A 16,960-nucleotide genomic window follows, 5' to 3' on the forward strand; every position below is an offset into this window, starting at 1 on the left:
GGGCCGGGGCGTCTGGGGCGTCTTCTCCTCCGCGGGCCGGTGGGGGCTCGACACTTCTTCGCCGCTTCGCGGCAGGGTCTCCCGCCCACCCGCTCGATTGCCCCGTATCACCCCGTGCCGTAGGGCCGGGTTTGCCCCTGGGCGATCGCGTGGGCGGGAGGGAGACAGCCGCCGCGAAGCGGCGGTTCAGGGCGGCGCCGGTCCGCGGGCAAAGGCACAGCCGCCGCCCCCGCACAACAGGCAGGCCACGCTACCCACCCCCGGAGGCAAAGACGCAGGCGCGTCATGGCGACCGCGGGCATGGCGCGGGCGCGCAGGGCCCCCACACGCACGTGGGCCCCGCCACCAACCCGGTGGCGGGGCCCGCGTGACGTGGGTCAGCCTGCGACGGCCACCGTCGGTTCCCCGGAGGGGATTCCGTCCTTCTCCATCTGCTCCGCGATCTTCAGCGCCTCTTCGATGAGGGTCTCCACGATCTTCGACTCGGGCACGGTCTTGATGACCTCGCCCTTGACGAAGATCTGGCCCTTGCCGTTGCCGGAGGCGACGCCGAGGTCGGCCTCGCGGGCCTCGCCGGGGCCGTTCACGACGCAGCCCATGACGGCGACGCGGAGGGGGACCTCCATGCCGTCCAGGCCCGCGGTGACCTCTTCGGCCAGCTTGTAGACGTCGACCTGGGCGCGGCCGCAGGACGGGCAGGAGACGATCTCCAGGCGGCGCTGCTTGAGGTTCAGGGACTCCAGGATCTGCATGCCGACCTTGACCTCCTCCGCCGGAGGGGCCGAGAGGGAGACGCGGATCGTGTCGCCGATGCCCTCGGAGAGCAGCGCGCCGAAGGCGACCGCCGACTTGATCGTGCCCTGGAAGGCCGGACCGGCCTCCGTCACGCCGAGGTGCAGCGGGTAGTCGCACGCCGCGGCGAGCTGGCGGTAGGCGTTGACCATGACCACCGGGTCGTTGTGCTTGACCGAGATCTTGATGTCCCTGAAGCCGTGCTCCTCGAAGAGCGACGCCTCCCACAGCGCCGACTCGACCAGCGCTTCGGGGGTGGCCTTGCCGTACTTCTTGAGGAGGCGCGCGTCCAGGGAGCCGGCGTTCACGCCGATCCGGATCGGGGTGCCGGCGTCGTTCGCGGCGCGCGCGATCTCCTTGACCTTGTCGTCGAACTGCTTGATGTTGCCCGGGTTCACACGGACAGCGGCGCAACCGGCGTCGATCGCGGCGAAGACGTACTTCGGCTGGAAGTGGATGTCGGCGATGACGGGGATCTGCGACTTGCGCGCGATCGTCGCGAGGGCGTCCGCGTCGTCCTGCGTCGGACACGCCACCCGCACGATCTGGCAGCCGGACGCCGTGAGTTCGGCGATCTGCTGCAGCGTCGCCCCGATGTCGGACGTACGCGTCGTCGTCATCGACTGCACCGACACCGGTGCGTCCCCGCCGACGGCGACCGTACCGACCTGGATCTTGCGGCTGACACGGCGGTCGGCGAGCTTGGTCGGTACGGACGGGATTCCGAGAGAAACGGCAGTCATCTGGCGTGCATCCCCAAGGTGTGGATCAAGGTCCCGAGATCGGCGGGCTCCAGGCTTCGAGATTACGGCACCCCACCGGGCCCGGACACATCCCGTCCCCAAGTCCACCCAATGGTGGGCGGCCGGACACATAGAGTGCCCGGCCGCCGCAAACTCCGCATTGTCAGGAAATTCTCACCGGATTCACCACATCCGCGATCAGGACGAGGATCGTGAAGCAGATGAAGATCCCGGCCACCACGTAGGCGACGGGCATCAGCTTCGCGACGTCGAAGGGGCCCGGGTCGGGCCGCTTCAGGAGCCTGGCCGCCTTGCGACGGACCGACTCCCACAGAGCCCCCGCGATGTGCCCGCCGTCCAGTGGCAGCAGCGGCAGCATGTTGAACAGGAACAGCGAGAGGTTGAAGCCCGCCACCAGGAACAGCATCATCGCGATCTGGTTCTCCGGCGGGATGTCCAGCGTGAAGACCTCGCCGCCCACGCGGGCCGCGCCGACGACGCCCATCGGGGAGTCCTGCTTGCGGTCGCCGTCACCGAAGGCCGCGTCCCACAGGTCCGGGATCTTGGACGGCAGCGCGATGAGCGACTCGACGCCGTTCTCCATCATGTCGCCCATGCGGCTCACGGAGTCGCCGAAGCCCTGCTGGACGATGCCGGTGGCCGGGGTGAAGCCGAGGAAGCCCGCGTAGACGTACTTCCCCTCCACGTAGCCGCCCTCGCCGTCGGTCTTGCTGACCTGGTTCTTGATGAGGTTGGCGTGCAGGTCCACCTGCTTGCCGTCGCGCTCGACGGTGAGGGTGGCCGGGCCGATCGTCTCGCGGATCTTGCCCTGGAGCGCGGACCAGTCGCCGACGGGCTGCCCCTGGAAGGCCACGATCTTGTCGCCCGCCCGCAGACCCGCCGCCTTGGCGGGCGCGGGGGTGTCGCCCTTCTCGCACTTGGAGCGGTTCTCGCTCTGCTGGATGACGCAGTCGGACACCTTGCCGACGGACGTCGTCTGCGTGCTGATGCCGAAGGTCATCATCACGCCGAGGAAGATCGCCACGGCGAGGATCAGGTTCATGAACGGGCCCGCGAACATCACGATCACGCGCTTCCACGGCTTGCGCGTGTAGAAGAGGCGGGTCTCGTCGCCGGGCCTCAGCTCCTCGAAGGCCGCCGACCGCGCGTCCTCGATCATGCCGCGCCAGGGGGACGTCGAGCGTGCCTCCAGGCGGCCGTCCGGGCCCGGCGGGAACATGCCGATCATGCGGATGTATCCACCGAGGGGGATGGCCTTGATGCCGTACTCGGTGTCGCCCTTCTTGCGCGAGAAGATCGTCGGACCAAAGCCGACCATGTACTGCGGCACGCGGATGCCGAACAGCTTGGCGGTCGACAGGTGGCCCAGCTCGTGCCAGGCGATCGAGAACAGCAGCCCGACCGCGAAGACGACTATGCCGAGGATCATCATCAAGGTCGTCATGCGCGGGCCTCCGCGGTCGCCTTCGCCGTCAGTTCACGGGCCCGGGCGCGCGCCCAGGTCTCCGCTTCGAGGACGTCCGCGACGGTCAGGGAAGTTCCCGCGGACGGTGTGCCGTGTTCGGCGACGACCTTCGTGACGGTCTCCATGATCCCGTTGAACGGCAGGGCGCCGTTCAAGAACGCGTCCACGCACTCCTCGTTGGCGGCATTGAACACCGCCGGGGCCGTGCCCGCGAGCTTCCCCACGTGCCGGGCGAGCCCGACCGACGGAAACGCGTCGTCGTCGAGGGGGAAGAACTCCCAGCTCGACGCCTTCGTCCAGTCGAAGGCCGGCGCGGCGTCCGGCACCCGCTCGGGCCAGCCGATGCCGATGGCGATCGGGCCGCTCATGTCGGGCGGCGTGGCCTGGGCCAGCGTCGATCCGTCGGTGAACTCGACCATGGAGTGCACGTAGGACTGCGGGTGGACGACGACCTCGATGCGCTCGAAGGGGATGTCGTAGAGGAGGTGCGCCTCGATGACCTCCAGGCCCTTGTTGACGAGCGTCGCGGAGTTGACCGTGATGACCGGGCCCATGGCCCAGGTGGGGTGCGCGAGGGCGTCGTCCGGTGTGACGTTCGCCAGGTCGGCCTTCGTACGGCCCCGGAACGGGCCACCGGAGGCCGTGACGACCAGCTTGCGCACATCGCCGCGGGTGCCCGCCGCGAGCGCCTGGAAGAGGGCGGCGTGCTCGGAGTCGACGGGGATGATCTGCCCCGGCTTGGCGAGCGCCTTGACCAGGGGCCCGCCGACGATCAGCGACTCCTTGTTGGCGAGCGCGAGGGTGCGGCCCGCCTCGAGCGCGGCCAGGGTGGGAGCGAGCCCGATGGACCCCGTGATGCCGTTCAGGACCGTGTGGCAGTCGGACGCGGCGAGCCGCGTGGCCGCCTCGGGCCCGGCGAGGATCTCGGGCAGCGGCTCGCCGCCGTACTGACCCGCAAGCGCCTCGCGCAGCGCCGGTACGACCTCCTCGCGGGCCACGGCCACGGTCCGCACCCGCAGCTTCCTCGCCTGCTCGGCGAGGAGTCCGACACGGCCGCCCGCGGCGGACAGCGCGGTGACGCGGAAGCGACGGGGGTTGCGCAGGACGAGGTCGATGGCCTGGGTGCCGATCGAGCCGGTCGAGCCGAGGATGACGATGTCCCGAGGACCGTCCGTCACGACGGGGTCGAAGACGAGATGCGGGTCGGCGAGGGGGGCTGGACTGTCGCTCATCCCCCCATTCTTGCCTGGGCGGCGGCGTGAGGAGACACTGCGCCCCGATCCGGTGGGCCTCAAACGCGTTCCGGGGCGCTCCCGCGGGAGGGAACGCCCCGGAAAGCGTGTCAACGGATCGGGCGGTGGACGTTCTCCCGTTGGGTCGGGCCCGGTGTCGCGTCGGCGATCCAGGGGCCTTCGCCGCTGGGGTCGACGATGCCCGACTCCAGCCAGGTGTACATGCCGTTCAGGACACCCTTGACCACCTTGCGGTCGACGTCGTCCGTGTTGGTCCACAGGCGGTCGAACAGCTCGTCGACGCGGATGCGGGACTGGCGGCAGAACGTGTCGGCCAGCTGGTAGGCCTCGCGGCCGTGGTCCTCCGTCGTGCGCAGCAGCTCGGCGCGTACGCACGCCGCGCTCATCGCGAAGAGTTCGGCGCCGATGTCGACCACGCGCCCCAGGAAGCCCTGTTTGGTCTCCATCTTTCCCTGCCAGCGCGACATCGCGTAGAAGGTCGAGCGGGCCAGCTTGCGGGCATTGCGTTCCACGTAGCGCAGGTGCGGGGAGAGGTCCGCGTGGCCACTGGGGTGGAACTCCGCGTACGAGCGCGGCAGTTGGCCGGGCCCCGCGACCAGTTTGGGCAGCCAGCGGGCGTAGAAGCCGCCTGCCTTCGCGCCCGCCTTCGCCTTGTCGGTCAGGGACTTGTCCGGGTCGATGAGGTCGCCCGCCACCTTCAGGTGCGCGTCCACCGCCTCGCGCGCGATGAGCAGGTGCATGATCTCGGTCGAGCCCTCGAAGATGCGGTTGATGCGCAGGTCGCGCAGGACCTGTTCCGCCGGGACCGCGCGTTCGCCGCGGGCGGCGAGGGACTCGGCGGTCTCGAAGCCGCGGCCGCCGCGGATCTGCACCAGCTCGTCGGCCATCAGGCAGCCCATCTCGGAGCCGTACAGCTTGGCGAGCGCGGCCTCGATGCGGATGTCGTTGCGGTTCTCGTCGGCCATCTGGGAGGAGAGGTCGAGTACGGCCTCCAGGGCGAAGGTCGTCGCCGCGATGAAGGAGATCTTCGCGCCGACCGCCTCGTGCAGCGCGACGGGCTTGCCCCACTGCTCCCGCGCGCCCGACCACTCGCGGGCGATCTTCAGGCACCACTTGCCGGCGCCGACACACATCGCGGGCAGCGAGAGGCGTCCGGTGTTGAGGGTGGTCAGGGCGATCTTCAGGCCCGCGCCCTCCGGGCCGATGCGGTGCGCCGCCGGAACGCGGACCTGGTGGAAGCGGGTCACGCCGTTCTCCAGGCCGCGCAGGCCCATGAAGGCGTTGCGGTTCTCGACGGTGACGCCCGTAGCCGCGGCCTCCACCACGAAGGCCGTGATGCCGCCCTTGTGGCCCTCCGATTTCGGCACGCGCGCCATGACGACCAGCAGGTCGGCGACGACGCCGTTCGTGGTCCAGAGCTTCACGCCGTCCAGGACGTACGAGTCGCCGTCCGGCACCGCCGTGGTGGCCAGGCGCGCGGGGTCGGAGCCGACGTCCGGCTCGGTCAGGAGGAACGCGCTGATGTCCGTGCGGGCGCAGCGCGGCAGGAACGCGTCCTTCTGCTCCTGGGTGCCGAACTGCTTGAGCGGCTGGGGCACGCCGATCGACTGGTGGGCGGAGAGCAGCGCGCCGATGGACGGGTTCGCGGAGCCGACGAGGGCCAGGGCCTTGTTGTAGTAGACCTGCGTGAGCCCGAGCCCGCCGTACTGCGTGTCGATCTTCATGCCGAGCGCGCCGAGCTCCTTGAGCCCGTTGATCACTTCGTCGGGGATCTTCGCGTCACGCTCGATGCGGGCCGAGTCGATCTTCGTCTCGCAGAAGTCGCGGAGCTTGGCGAGGAACTCCTCGCCGCGCCGGGCGTCCTCGTCCGCGGGCATGGGATGGGGGTGGATCAGGTCGAGCCGGAAGCGGCCGAGGAAGAGTTCCTTGGCGAAGCTCGGCTTGCGCCAGTCCTGTTCGCGGGCGGCCTCGGCGACCTGCCGGGCCTCGCGTTCACTGACGGACGCCCCGGAAGGGGGTGGGGTTGGTGCGGACATTGAGGAGCTCACCTCGCCGCGCAGGGGGCCGATCGGCTCCGGTTGACCCGATCTTGACCCGGTCGGTTACTGACTGGTGCTACTCGATCGTATGGATCGTATGTACCCGATTCGTCCCGCGCCCACCAGTCTTCGCGCAGCGTTCGGCCGCATCGGGGTCCGTGCGGCCCGCGGACACGAGAACGGCCGGAGCCCCCGCACAGTGGGCTCCGGCCGTGGTCCTCGGCGTTTCAGGTCAGAGGGCGAGGCCCGTCAGGACCATGACGCGCTCGTACGTGTAGTCGTCCATCGCGAAGCGGACGCCCTCGCGGCCCACGCCGGACTGCTTGACGCCGCCGTACGGCATCTGGTCGGCGCGGTAGGAGGGGGCGTCGCCGATGACCACGCCGCCGACCTCAAGGGCGCGGTGCGCGCGGAAGGCGGTCTGCAGGTCGTGCGTGAAGACGCCCGCCTGAAGGCCGTACTTGGAGTCGTTGACGGCGGCGAACGCCTCCGCCTCGCCGTCCACCTTCTTGAGCGTGAGGACGGGTCCGAAGACCTCCTCGCAGGCGATCGTGGCGTCGGCCGGTACGTCGGCGAGGACGGTCGGCGCGTACGAGGCGCCGTCACGCTTGCCGCCGGCGAGCAGCTGCGCACCCGCCTGGACGGCCTCGTCGACCCAGGACTCCACGCGCTTGGCGGCGTCCTCGTTGACGAGCGGGCCGACGTCGGTCTTCGGGTCGGACGGGTCGCCGGTGACCTGACCCTCGATGGCCTTGAGGACGCGCGGCACGAGCCGGTCGTACACGGAGGCGTCGGCGATGACGCGCTGCACCGAGATGCAGGACTGGCCGCCCTGGTAGTTGGAGAAGGTCGCGATGCGCGAGGCGGCCCAGTCGAGGTCCTCGTCGGAGGAGAAGTCGGACAGGACGACGGCGGCGCCGTTTCCGCCCAGCTCCAGGGTGCAGTGCTTGCGCGGCACCGAGTCCATGATCGCGTAGCCGACCTTCTCGGAGCCGGTGAAGGAGATGACGGGAAGGCGCTCGTCCTGGACGAGGGCGGGCATCTTCTCGTTCGCGACCGGCAGGACCGACCAGGACCCGGCGGGCAGTTCCGTCTCGGCGAGCAGCTCGCCGATGAGGAGACCGGAGAGGGGGGTCGCGGGCGCCGGCTTGAGGATGATCGGCGTGCCGGACGCGATGGCCGGGGCGATCTTGTGGGCGCAGAGGTTCAGCGGGAAGTTGAACGGCGCGATGCCCAGGACGACACCCTTGGAGAAGCGCCGGGTGAAGGCGAGACGCCCCTGGCCACCGGCGTCGGTGTCGAGGCGCTGGGCCTCGCCGCCGTTGAACCTGCGGGCTTCCTCGGCGGCGAACCGGAAGACGGAGACGGCACGGCCGACCTCGCCACGGGCCCACTTGATCGGCTTGCCGTTCTCGGCGGAGATGAGCTGGGCGATCCCCTCCGTCCGCTCGACGAGCCTGCGGCTCACGTGGTCGAGGGCGGCGGCCCGCACGTGTGCCGGGGTCGCGGCGAACTCGTCGCGCACGGCGTACGCGGCGGCGACGGCCTCCTCGACCTGGGCGTCGGTCGGGACGGCCGCCTTGCCGACGATCCGCCCGTCCCAGGGCGAGGTGACGTCGAGAGTGGTCTCACCGGTGGTCTGGCGACCGGCGAGCCAGAAGGCGTGGATGGAAGTCATGTCGATTCCCGGCCCTTCCGCGAAGGTGTGTCTTGGGGGGTACGTTCCCCACCGTAGGGGCGGTAAGGGTGGACGACGTTTGTCCGACGCGGAGTACTGACGGGGGCCCCCGCGCCTCTTTGGCAGGGGCGCGTTTCGCGCGCGGCTACTCCGTACCGCTCGAAGTCGCCTTGAGCGAAAGCCACAGCTCCATCCGGACGTCCGGGTCGTCCAGGGAGCGGCCGAGGATCTCCTCGACCCTGCGCATGCGGTAGCGCAGGGTGTGGCGGTGGACGCCCAGGTCGGCCGCGGCCGCGTCCCACTGGCCGTGGCGCGAGAGCCAGGCACGCAGGGAGGCGATCAGGTCGCCCCGGCCGGTGGCGTCGTGTTCGTACAGGGCGCGCAGCAGACCGTCGGCGAACGCCCGCACCGCGTCGTCGGCGAGCAGCGGCAGGACCGAGCCCGCCGCGAGGTCCTCGTGTTCGACCATCGCGCGGCCACGGCGCCGGGCGATGGACAGCGCCTGGTCGGCCTGCTTGTACGCGGTGGCCGCCGCGATCGGTCCTGCGGGCGCGGAGAGACCGAGGAGGAGGGTCGCACCGTCGCCCGCACCGCTCTCCGCCGCCTCGGAGCGTCCTGCCTCCAGCGTCCGCGCGTAGGCGACGCAGGCCGCCGCGCCCGCGCCGCCGTCCACGACGAGCAGCACGAGCCGCTCGCCGTAGGGGACGACCAGGAGTGCCTCGCCGGCGCGCGCCGCGGCCGACTCGACGGCGTCGGTGAGCTCGGCGAAGGGGTCGCCGTCCTCCGGGGCGGGGGCGGGCACCTCCGCCACCACCAGACGGAACGGCGCGTCGAGCAGGCTCCCGTACAACTCCCCCGCCACCGTGCGGGCGTGGTCCGGCTCCCCGGCGAGCAGCATCCGGAGCACCGCGGAGCCGACCCGGGCCTCGGCGGCCTGCAGCGAGCGGTTGCGCTCCGTGGTGAGGGTGAGCAGCGCTATGGCGGAGTGCAGGGCGTACCGCTCGGCGGTGCCGAGGGTGGATGCGGTGCCGACGGCGAGCGCGGCGCGGGGCCGGCGTCCCGTGCCGATCGAGTGCAGCTCCACCCGGTCCTCGGCGCCCGCGACGACCGCGCTCGCGGGGGCCGCCCGGTCGCGCAGCCGCTCCACGTCGGAGGTGAGCCGGGCGGCCCGGCGGGTCGCCCACTCGGGGGCCGTGGCGACGACGGCGCCCGACGCGTCGTACAGCGCGGCCCAGCCGTCGACCTGTGCGGCGAGGGCGCCGAGCAGCCCTTCGGGGCCGTCGCTCAGGGCCTGCTTGGTCAACTCGCGCTGGGCGGCGAAGCCCGCCGTCACCGCGCGGTACTGGTCGGCGGCGATCGCCGCGGAGACGGCCTTGCTGATGGCGAGGAACGGGGTGCGGCGCGGCACCTCCAGAAGCGGAAGCCCTTCGTCCGCGGCTGCGGCGACCAGGGCCTCCGGAATGTCCTTGTAGTGCACCCCGACCGCGAACCCGAGCCCGACGACGCCCGCCGCCGCGAGCCGCTTCACGTACCGGCTCATGGCCTCCGGGTCCTCCGCGTCCAGCTTGAGCGCGGTGATCAGGAGAAGTTCGCCGCCCTCCATGTAGGGCACGGGGTCGGTGAGCTCACTGGCGTGCGCCCAGCGCACGGGCGCGTCCAGATGTTCCTCACCCGCGCGCACGGTGAGCTTGAGCGCGGAGTGGTGGACGAGGGAGGCGAGCGTGGGCGGCATGGGACCTTCAGGTCTGGTCAGCAGGTCAGGACGGCAGGTCCGGCAGACCTGGCAGCGGCGGACAAGGCACGCGTCCCGGTCGGCCATGGAATCCCGGACAAGATGTGGATCTTTTGGCCGCTACGTATGAACGACCTGTGCCGATTCTGCCTCACCGTACGGTACGTACGGGACCGAACACCCCGTACGCACACCCCTGCCCCGCTCCCCGCGGCCGGCCCCCTAACTGCGAAGGTCCACCAGGAGCGGCGGCGCGTGCTCGCCCCGTACGTCGGTCAGGGAGAGCACGGCGTGCCCGGCGGGCACGGCGTGAGCGAGCTCGGAGGCGGACCACCGCTCGCGCTCGACCTGGCGGACGGTCACGGCGCGCGCGGTCGGGGCGTTGCCGGTGATCACCCGGCGGAGCATGTGCACCGTCTTGCCGAGCGGGGTCTCGGCGATGATCTGCCGGTCGGTGACGTCCCGCGCCTCGATCCACTCCTTGCCCCAGACCTCGGCGAAGTCCTGCCCGTCCCACGGGGTGAGCCCGGACAGCGCCATGCGGCAGCCGACCGAACCGAGCAGCGGGGTGCGCAGTGGACGGGGCGCGTCGTCGAGCGTACGCAGGGTCAGCACGACTCCGGCGTTCGCGGACCGCAGCCGCTGCAGTCGGCGTACGGACTCCGGGGTGACCGTCCCCGTCGCGTCGTCGAGGACGAGACAGGCGAACAGTGAGCGGTCCTCGCGGGCGGCGGCGCTCGCCATGAACTGGGCAAGCATCAGCCGGGCGAGGATCCGCGACGCGTCGGCGTGACCGCGCTCGGGGAGATCGACGCGGACGCGTACGGGATGGTCCAGGGCCCGCAGCGAGAAGGGTGTGCTCTGACCCGAGGTGTCGAAGAAGGAGGCGAAGGCCGGGCGGTCGAGCAGCGCGATGCGGTCGGCGATGACGGCCCCCGGGTCGCCGGGGTGGCCCAACTGCCGCTCGCGGGCGTCGAGTTCCCGCAACATCGCCTCCTGCCCCGACTCCTGGAGCGCCGTACGCAGCGCGCCGAGCGGGCCGGGGGCGCCGTCGAGCAGGGCGCGCAGCTCGGGCACGGAGGGGAAGCGCCGGTGCACCGCGTGGTAGGGGCCGAGCAGTTGGGCGAGCACGGTCGTCGAGCGGCGGCTGTCGGCTCCGGGGTGCGGGTCGACGAGGTCGCCCACGAGGGCTTCGGCGAGGACGGCGGCCGCTTCGTCCGGGTCGTTCGTGCCGCCGTACAGATCGAGGTCGTACACGGAGTCGGGGTGTCCGATCCGCACCACCACGTCGTAGTCGTCGGCGGGTCCGAGCCCGGCGCCCGCGGCCCCGACCACGACCACGGCGGCCCGCCCCGCGAGCGCGCCCAGGCACAGCGACTCGGCGACCGGCCACACCACACCGCTCGTCTTGCCGGACCCGGCGGGCCCCACGGCGAGCAGCGAGGTCCCGAGCAGCTCGGGCCCGACCCCGAGCCCCGTCCCCCGGTAGGCATAGGGATTACGCGGATCATCGACCGTCGTCCCGAGCCGCACCTGAGCCGTGGCGAGGTCGTGACGGGCGGCGCGCGCGGGCAGGTCCCGGTCCCCGGAGGGGTGGGCGCAAGCGGCGGCCCCGTCCCGCACGACGGACTCGCTGAACGCGGAGAGGCTGTTGCGCCCCGCTCGCACGGACCGCCAGGCCCGTGTGATCCGGGCATGGTCGACGTCCCGCATGAGCCCGGCCCGAGCGTCGGCGGCGAGCCGCTCGGCGGCGGCGTCCGCCCCGGCTTCCCTCAGCTGGGGCCACTGGGCGGGGTCCTCGGCGGGGGTGGGGGGCGCTTGCAGCGGGGCGGGGCGGCGGAAGCGGGGGGCGACGTAGCGGCGCCAGATCTCGTCCCAGCGGCCGAGCTTGCCGACTCCCGTCATGATGGCGAGCACGATGAGGGTGTAGTAGCTGTACCAGACGACCGCGTTGCCCACCCGGTCGTCCGAGTAGACCCACTCGTCGGGCAGGAACAGCTCCAACGGCAGGACCCACCAGCCGCCGAGATAGCCGTTCCACAGCAGCGACCAGATCAGCCACCCCACGAGCAGCGCGATCAGCGCCCCGCTGAAGAGCTGACGCACGGGGGTGACCTCCGGCTCCTGCTCAGGCCTCGGCACATGCCCGAACCGCCACACCCCCGGCTGCGCGCCCGGCCGCGGCGTACGCAGCCAGGACAGGAAGGAGGAACCGTCCGGCTGCGGCGGCACCTCACCGGAGGCGGTCCCCGGCGCCCGCACGGGCCGGGGCGGAGTGACGGGCACCCCGGCGGAACCGGCGTGGCCGGACGGCACGCCCCGCTGCCCGGCGGAGCCTGAAGGCCCTGCCGGACGCGGCACCGGTGTGGCGTGCGTACCGCGAGCGTCGTGCGTGCCTTCGGAGTCCATGGCCCTTGCCCCCCTGACCTGCCGGTCTGTCGGTTCAGCCGTCAATCTAGTGCCCCCACAGGGGCAGTTCACCGAATACGCGCCCGGGGCCCGCGGCAACACCCTGCCCGGCCCGGCCCCACGACCGGGACGAAAGCCGCACCCCGCCCACCCCCTCTATGTCCACCACGGACAACCGCCACGCCGAACAACTCCCCCGTGGAGCATGCCCGCCCCCTTCCTCCGCCCCTAACCTGCGAAAGAAAGCAGCAACGAAAACAAGCATCGAGCGTCCGCCTCGCCCCACCCCCAGGAGCACCCCATGACCGCACTTCCGCAGGAGCGCCGCGTCGTCACCGCCATTCCCGGGCCGAAGTCTCAGGAACTGCAGGCCCGCCGTACCGCCACGGTCGCCGGTGGCGTGGGTTCCGTGCTGCCTGTCTTCGCGGCGCGCGCGGGTGGCGGCATCATCGAGGACGTCGACGGCAACCGCTTCATCGACTTCGGTTCCGGCATCGCCGTGACGTCCGTCGGTGCCAGCGCCGAGGCCGTCGTACGCCGTGCGACCGCACAGCTCGCCGACTTCACGCACACCTGTTTCATGGTCACTCCGTACGAGGGGTACGTCGCCGTCGCCGAGCAGCTCGCGGAGCTGACCCCGGGTGACCACGAGAAGAAGTCCGCGCTCTTCAACTCCGGCGCCGAGGCCGTCGAGAACGCCGTCAAGATCGCCCGTGCGCACACCAAGCGCCAGGCCGTCGTCGTCTTCGACCACGGCTACCACGGTCGGACCAACCTCACGATGGCCCTGACCAGCAAGAACATGCCGTACAAGAACGGCTTCGGTCCGTTCGCGCCCGAGGTCTACCGCGTCCCGGTGGCGTACGGCTACCGCTGGCCGACGGGCGAGGAGAACGCCGGACCCGAGGCCGCCAAGCAGGCCATCGACCAGATCAGCAAGCAGGTCGGCGCGGAGAACGTCGCCGCGATCATCATCGAGCCGGTCCTCGGCGAGGGCGGCTTCATCGAGCCCGCGAAGGGCTTCCTGCCGGCGATCGTGAAGTTCGCCAACGACAACGGCATCGTCTTCGTCGCGGACGAGATCCAGTCCGGCTTCTGCCGCACGGGTCAGTGGTTCGCGTGCGAGGACGAGGGCATCGTCCCCGACCTGATCACGACCGCCAAGGGCATCGCGGGCGGTCTGCCGCTCGCCGCCGTCACCGGCCGCGCCGAGATCATGGACGCCCCGCACTCCGGCGGCCTCGGCGGCACCTACGGCGGCAACCCGGTGGCCTGCGCCGGTGCGCTCGGCGCCATCGAGACCATGAAGGAGCTCGACCTCAACGGCAAGGCGAAGGCGATCGAGGCCACGATGAAGGCCCGCCTCAACGCCATCGCGGAGAAGTACGACATCGTCGGCGACGTCCGCGGCCGTGGCGCGATGATCGCCATCGAGCTGGTCAAGGACCGCGCCACCAAGGAGCCGAACCCCGAGGCGACGGCCGCGCTCGCCAAGGCCTGCCAGGCGGAGGGCCTGCTCGTCCTCACCTGTGGCACGTACGGCAACGTCCTGCGCTTCCTGCCGCCGCTGGTCATCGGCGACGACCTCCTGAACGAGGGCCTGGACATCATCGAGGCGGCCTTCTCGCGCATCTGACCGCCTACGGCGTACAGCACCTGAAGGAGCCGGGATCACCCCATACAGGGAAGATCCCGGCTCCGCATGTATCCGTACATGCCCTGACGTGTATGTACGGCGCACGGTGCGAGAGCCGTGACCTGGGGTGACCGTCAGGGCATGTGAAGAACGTGTGCGGGACCCATGCCGGGTTGCCATTCCGTCTGTCGGGCCGCCACCGGCTGACGTACGGTTTCTGCAGATGAGAGAAACACCCCGCCCACAGGGGACTGTGGGCGACACCGGGACGGAGCCTCCCCAGCCCCGTCTTGGTCGTGCCCTCGCGCACACACCCGGAGTCACTGGCTCTGGAACTCCTCACCGATCGGATGGCCGCCCGCTCCAAACCCCCCGGGGCGTGCGGCACACCGGTCAGGACGGCCGCCTCGGAACTACCCCCCCTGTTCCGGGGCGGCCGACCACTCTCCTCTTCTGCCTCTGCGCGCTGCTCTTCGCGCTCATCACCTGGCAAGTGATCGCCGACGGCCCCCTCCGCGACGCGGACGAGCGGCTCGGCCCCTGGATCACCGGAAGCCGCCTGCCGGACGGCGCCGCCGAACTCCTCGCCGATCTGGGCGGGGTCGCCGTCGCCGTGCCGTTCCTCGCCGCCGCCATCGCCTACGCGGCCTGGCGCGGCCACCGGGCCGGTACGTTCCGCTGGTGGCTGGCCCCGGCCGTCGCCGCCGTGGCCATGACGGTGGTCCCGGTGCTCGTGATCCCGCTCAAGGAACTCATCGGCCGCACCGGTCCGCCCGGCATGGACGGCAGCGGCTACTACCCCTCGGGGCACACCGCCACCGCCATGGTCGCCTACGGCGGGGCGGCGCTGCTCCTGCTGCCGTATCTGCGCGGCACGTACGCACGGCGTGAGCTGGTCATCGCCTGCGCCCTGTTGAACTTCGGGGTCGGGCTCGGCCTCGTGCGCCGCGGCTACCACTGGCCACTGGACGTCGTGGCTAGCTGGTGTCTGTTCGGGATGGTGTCGCAGGTGATGGTGCTCGTGGTGGTGCGGTACGGCCGCCGCCCCGCCGACAGCGACGCGGACACAGCCATGGGTACGGGTACGGGTACGAGTACGCACACCGCTCGGCCGAAGTAGCCGTCCGTTCTCGCCCCTCACCGGCCGCGCTACTCCCCCGCCTGCTCCCCGTCCCGCGGCGTCAGCCGCGCCGCCGCCTCATGCATCGCCAGTTCAAGCAGCGCCGGGTCCGTCAGCGTGCCCGACCCGTCGGGCTGGACGAGCCAGCGGACGCCGCCCGTGGCGCGCCCCGGGTAGGGGACCACGATCCAAGTGCCGCGCCCCGCCCCCCGCACGCCCGTGCCGAGCCAGCGGGCCACGGTGCCCGCCGGCACGAAGAACCCCATGCGGGAGTCGCCGAAGTCCGCGAGCACCGGGCCCGGGCGGTCGACGCAACGGGTCAGGACGTCGAGCGTGGGATAACCGAGTTCGCCCGCGAGGATGAGCACGTCCCAGAGCCTGCCCGCGGGCAGGAGCGCGACCCCCAGTGGATTGCGCTCCCACTCCCAGCGGCAGGCGTCCGGATCCGGCGCCACCGAGACCAGCCACTCGACCGCCGACTTCGCTCCCGAGCCCGATCCACTCATGGCGGGACCTCCTCTTCCTGTGGGGCAGCTGTGCCTGTCACAGGAGAGAGGGAGAAACGGCCGGAGCATTACGCGGGTTTCGGGAACTTGTTGACGAAGAGTCGACAGCGAGCCGTCGCGGGCCCGGATCCGGTCAGCTGTCGAAGCCCAGTCCCAGCTTGTCCATCGTCTTCAGCCACAGATTGCGCCTGCCGCCGTTCTCGTCCGCCCGCGCGAGCGACCACTTGGTCAGGGCGACGCCCGTCCACGCGAACGGCTCGGGCGGGAAAGGCAGCGGCTTCGTGCGCACCATCTCCAGGGACGTACGCTCCGTGCGCTCACCGGAGAGCAGGTCCAGCATGACGTCCGCGCCGAAGCGCGTGGCCCCGACCCCGAGTCCGGTGTACCCCGCCGCGTACGCGACGCGTCCCGCGTGGGCCGTGCCGAAGAACGCCGAGAAGCGCGAGCAGGTGTCGATCGCGCCGCCCCACGCGTGCGTGAACCGGACCCCCTCCAGCTGCGGGAAGCAGGTGAAGAAGTGGCCCGCGAGCTTCGCGTACGTCTCGGGGCGGTGGTCGTGCTCGGCGCGCAGCTTGCCGCCGAACGGATAGATCGCGTCGTAACCGCCCCACAGGATGCGGTTGTCGGCGGAGAGCCGGAAGTAGTGGAACTGGTTGGCGCTGTCGCCGAGACCCTGACGGTTCTTCCAGCCGATGGCCGCCAGTTGCTCCTCGGTCAGCGGCTCCGTCATCAGGGCGTAGTCGTAGACCGGGACGGTGTACGCGCGGACGCGCTTGACCAGCGACGGGAAGATGTTCGTGGCGAGCGCGACCTGGCGGGCGCGGATCCGGCCGTACGGGGTGCGTACGGCCATGCCGGCGCCGGAAGAGGCGAGTTGGAGCGCGGGCGTGTGCTCGTAGACGCGTACGCCCTTCTCCAGGCAGGCGCGCTTGAGTCCCCAGGCGAGCTTCGCCGGGTGGAGCATGGCGACGCCCTCGCGGTCCCAGAGGCCGCCGAGGAAGGTCGGCGAGTCGACGTGGGCGCGCACGGAGTCCGCGTCGAGCAGCTCGGAGCCGTCCGCGAGGCCGTGCTCCGCCATCTCGTCGTACATCTCGTGCAGTTCGGCGAGCTGGTGCGGCTGAGTGGCCACGTCGATCTCGCCGGTGCGCTCGAAGTCGCAGTCGATGGAGTAGCGCTTGACGGCCGCCTCGATCTCGTCGAGGTTGCGGGCGCCGAGCTCCTCCAGCTTCGCGATCTCACCGGGCCAGCGGGACAGGCCGTTCGAGATGCCGTGGGTGAGGGACGCGGCGCAGAAGCCGCCGTTGCGGCCGGAGGCGGCCCAGCCCGCCTCCCGGCCCTCGACCAGGATCACGTCGCGGTCCGGGTCGCGTTCCTTGGCGATCAGCGCGGTCCACAGACCGCTGTAGCCGCCGCCGACGACAAGCAGGTCGCACTGCTCGTCGGCGGTGAGGGCGGGCTCGGCGCGAGGCTTGCCGGGGTCGTCCAGCCAGTACGAGAGGGGCTGGGCGTCGGAAAGGGACTTGGTCCAGCGGGTCATGGCGCTTGGGGCCATGATTTCCAACTCCT

At 71.3% G+C, this 16,960-nt stretch carries 11 protein-coding genes; 2 read left to right on the forward strand and 9 right to left on the reverse strand.

Going from position 1 to position 16,960, the window contains the following annotated elements; genetic code table 11:
* Nucleotides 1-377: 377 nt before the first annotated feature.
* From ispG to AB0I94_RS18505, 7 genes are all read right to left on the reverse strand, one after another.
* Nucleotides 378-1,535, reverse strand: a complete 1,158-nt coding sequence (gene ispG / locus AB0I94_RS18475) for a flavodoxin-dependent (E)-4-hydroxy-3-methylbut-2-enyl-diphosphate synthase (RefSeq protein WP_363310622.1) — start codon at nucleotides 1,533-1,535, stop codon at nucleotides 378-380.
* A 163-nt stretch (nucleotides 1,536-1,698) separates the two neighbouring features.
* Nucleotides 1,699-3,000, reverse strand: coding sequence for a site-2 protease family protein (locus tag AB0I94_RS18480; protein WP_363310623.1), 1,302 nt, complete (start codon nucleotides 2,998-3,000; stop codon nucleotides 1,699-1,701).
* The gene (gene dxr, locus AB0I94_RS18485) at nucleotides 2,997-4,253 is read right to left on the reverse strand and encodes a 1-deoxy-D-xylulose-5-phosphate reductoisomerase (protein ID WP_363310624.1); all 1,257 of its coding nucleotides are present in this window, start codon (nucleotides 4,251-4,253) and stop codon (nucleotides 2,997-2,999) included. The genes AB0I94_RS18480 and dxr overlap by 4 nt, the downstream gene beginning before the upstream one ends.
* Nucleotides 4,254-4,363: 110 nt before the next feature.
* Nucleotides 4,364-6,310, reverse strand: a complete 1,947-nt coding sequence (locus tag AB0I94_RS18490; RefSeq protein WP_363310625.1) for an acyl-CoA dehydrogenase family protein — start codon at nucleotides 6,308-6,310, stop codon at nucleotides 4,364-4,366.
* Between the two features lie 235 nt (nucleotides 6,311-6,545).
* Nucleotides 6,546-7,991 carry an aldehyde dehydrogenase family protein gene (locus AB0I94_RS18495; protein WP_363310626.1) on the reverse strand — a complete coding sequence of 482 codons (1,446 nt, stop codon included), beginning with the start codon at nucleotides 7,989-7,991 and terminating at the stop codon, nucleotides 6,546-6,548.
* Between the two features lie 145 nt (nucleotides 7,992-8,136).
* Complete coding sequence (locus tag AB0I94_RS18500) at nucleotides 8,137-9,723, reverse strand: PucR family transcriptional regulator (protein WP_363310627.1); 1,587 nt, start codon at nucleotides 9,721-9,723, stop codon at nucleotides 8,137-8,139.
* 222 nt (nucleotides 9,724-9,945) lie between these two features.
* A complete protein-coding gene (locus tag AB0I94_RS18505; RefSeq protein ID WP_363310628.1) occupies nucleotides 9,946-12,132 on the reverse strand; it encodes an ATP-binding protein in 2,187 nt (728 codons plus the stop codon).
* A gap of 301 nt (nucleotides 12,133-12,433) precedes the next feature.
* Here AB0I94_RS18505 and gabT point away from each other — a divergent pair, with 301 nt between their 5' ends.
* Both gabT and AB0I94_RS18515 read left to right on the forward strand, forming a co-directional pair.
* Nucleotides 12,434-13,768, forward strand: coding sequence for a 4-aminobutyrate--2-oxoglutarate transaminase (gene gabT / locus AB0I94_RS18510; RefSeq protein WP_363310629.1), 1,335 nt, complete (start codon nucleotides 12,434-12,436; stop codon nucleotides 13,766-13,768).
* Between the two features lie 379 nt (nucleotides 13,769-14,147).
* Nucleotides 14,148-14,888: a phosphatase PAP2 family protein gene (locus tag AB0I94_RS18515; RefSeq protein ID WP_363310630.1), complete on the forward strand. Its 741-nt coding sequence runs from the start codon at nucleotides 14,148-14,150 to the stop codon at nucleotides 14,886-14,888.
* A gap of 29 nt (nucleotides 14,889-14,917) precedes the next feature.
* Here the strand turns inward: AB0I94_RS18515 and AB0I94_RS18520 are convergent, their stop codons facing one another.
* The gene (locus tag AB0I94_RS18520) at nucleotides 14,918-15,394 is read right to left on the reverse strand and encodes a hypothetical protein (protein ID WP_363310631.1); all 477 of its coding nucleotides are present in this window, start codon (nucleotides 15,392-15,394) and stop codon (nucleotides 14,918-14,920) included.
* Nucleotides 15,395-15,527: 133 nt separating this feature from the next.
* Entirely contained in the window at nucleotides 15,528-16,946 is a 1,419-nt protein-coding gene (locus AB0I94_RS18525) for an FAD-dependent oxidoreductase (protein ID WP_363310632.1), read from the reverse strand.
* Between the last annotated feature and the right edge of the window lie 14 nt (nucleotides 16,947-16,960).

This window comes from Streptomyces sp. NPDC050147 (genome assembly GCF_040660195.1).
In the GTDB taxonomy this organism is placed as follows: domain Bacteria; phylum Actinomycetota; class Actinomycetes; order Streptomycetales; family Streptomycetaceae; genus Streptomyces.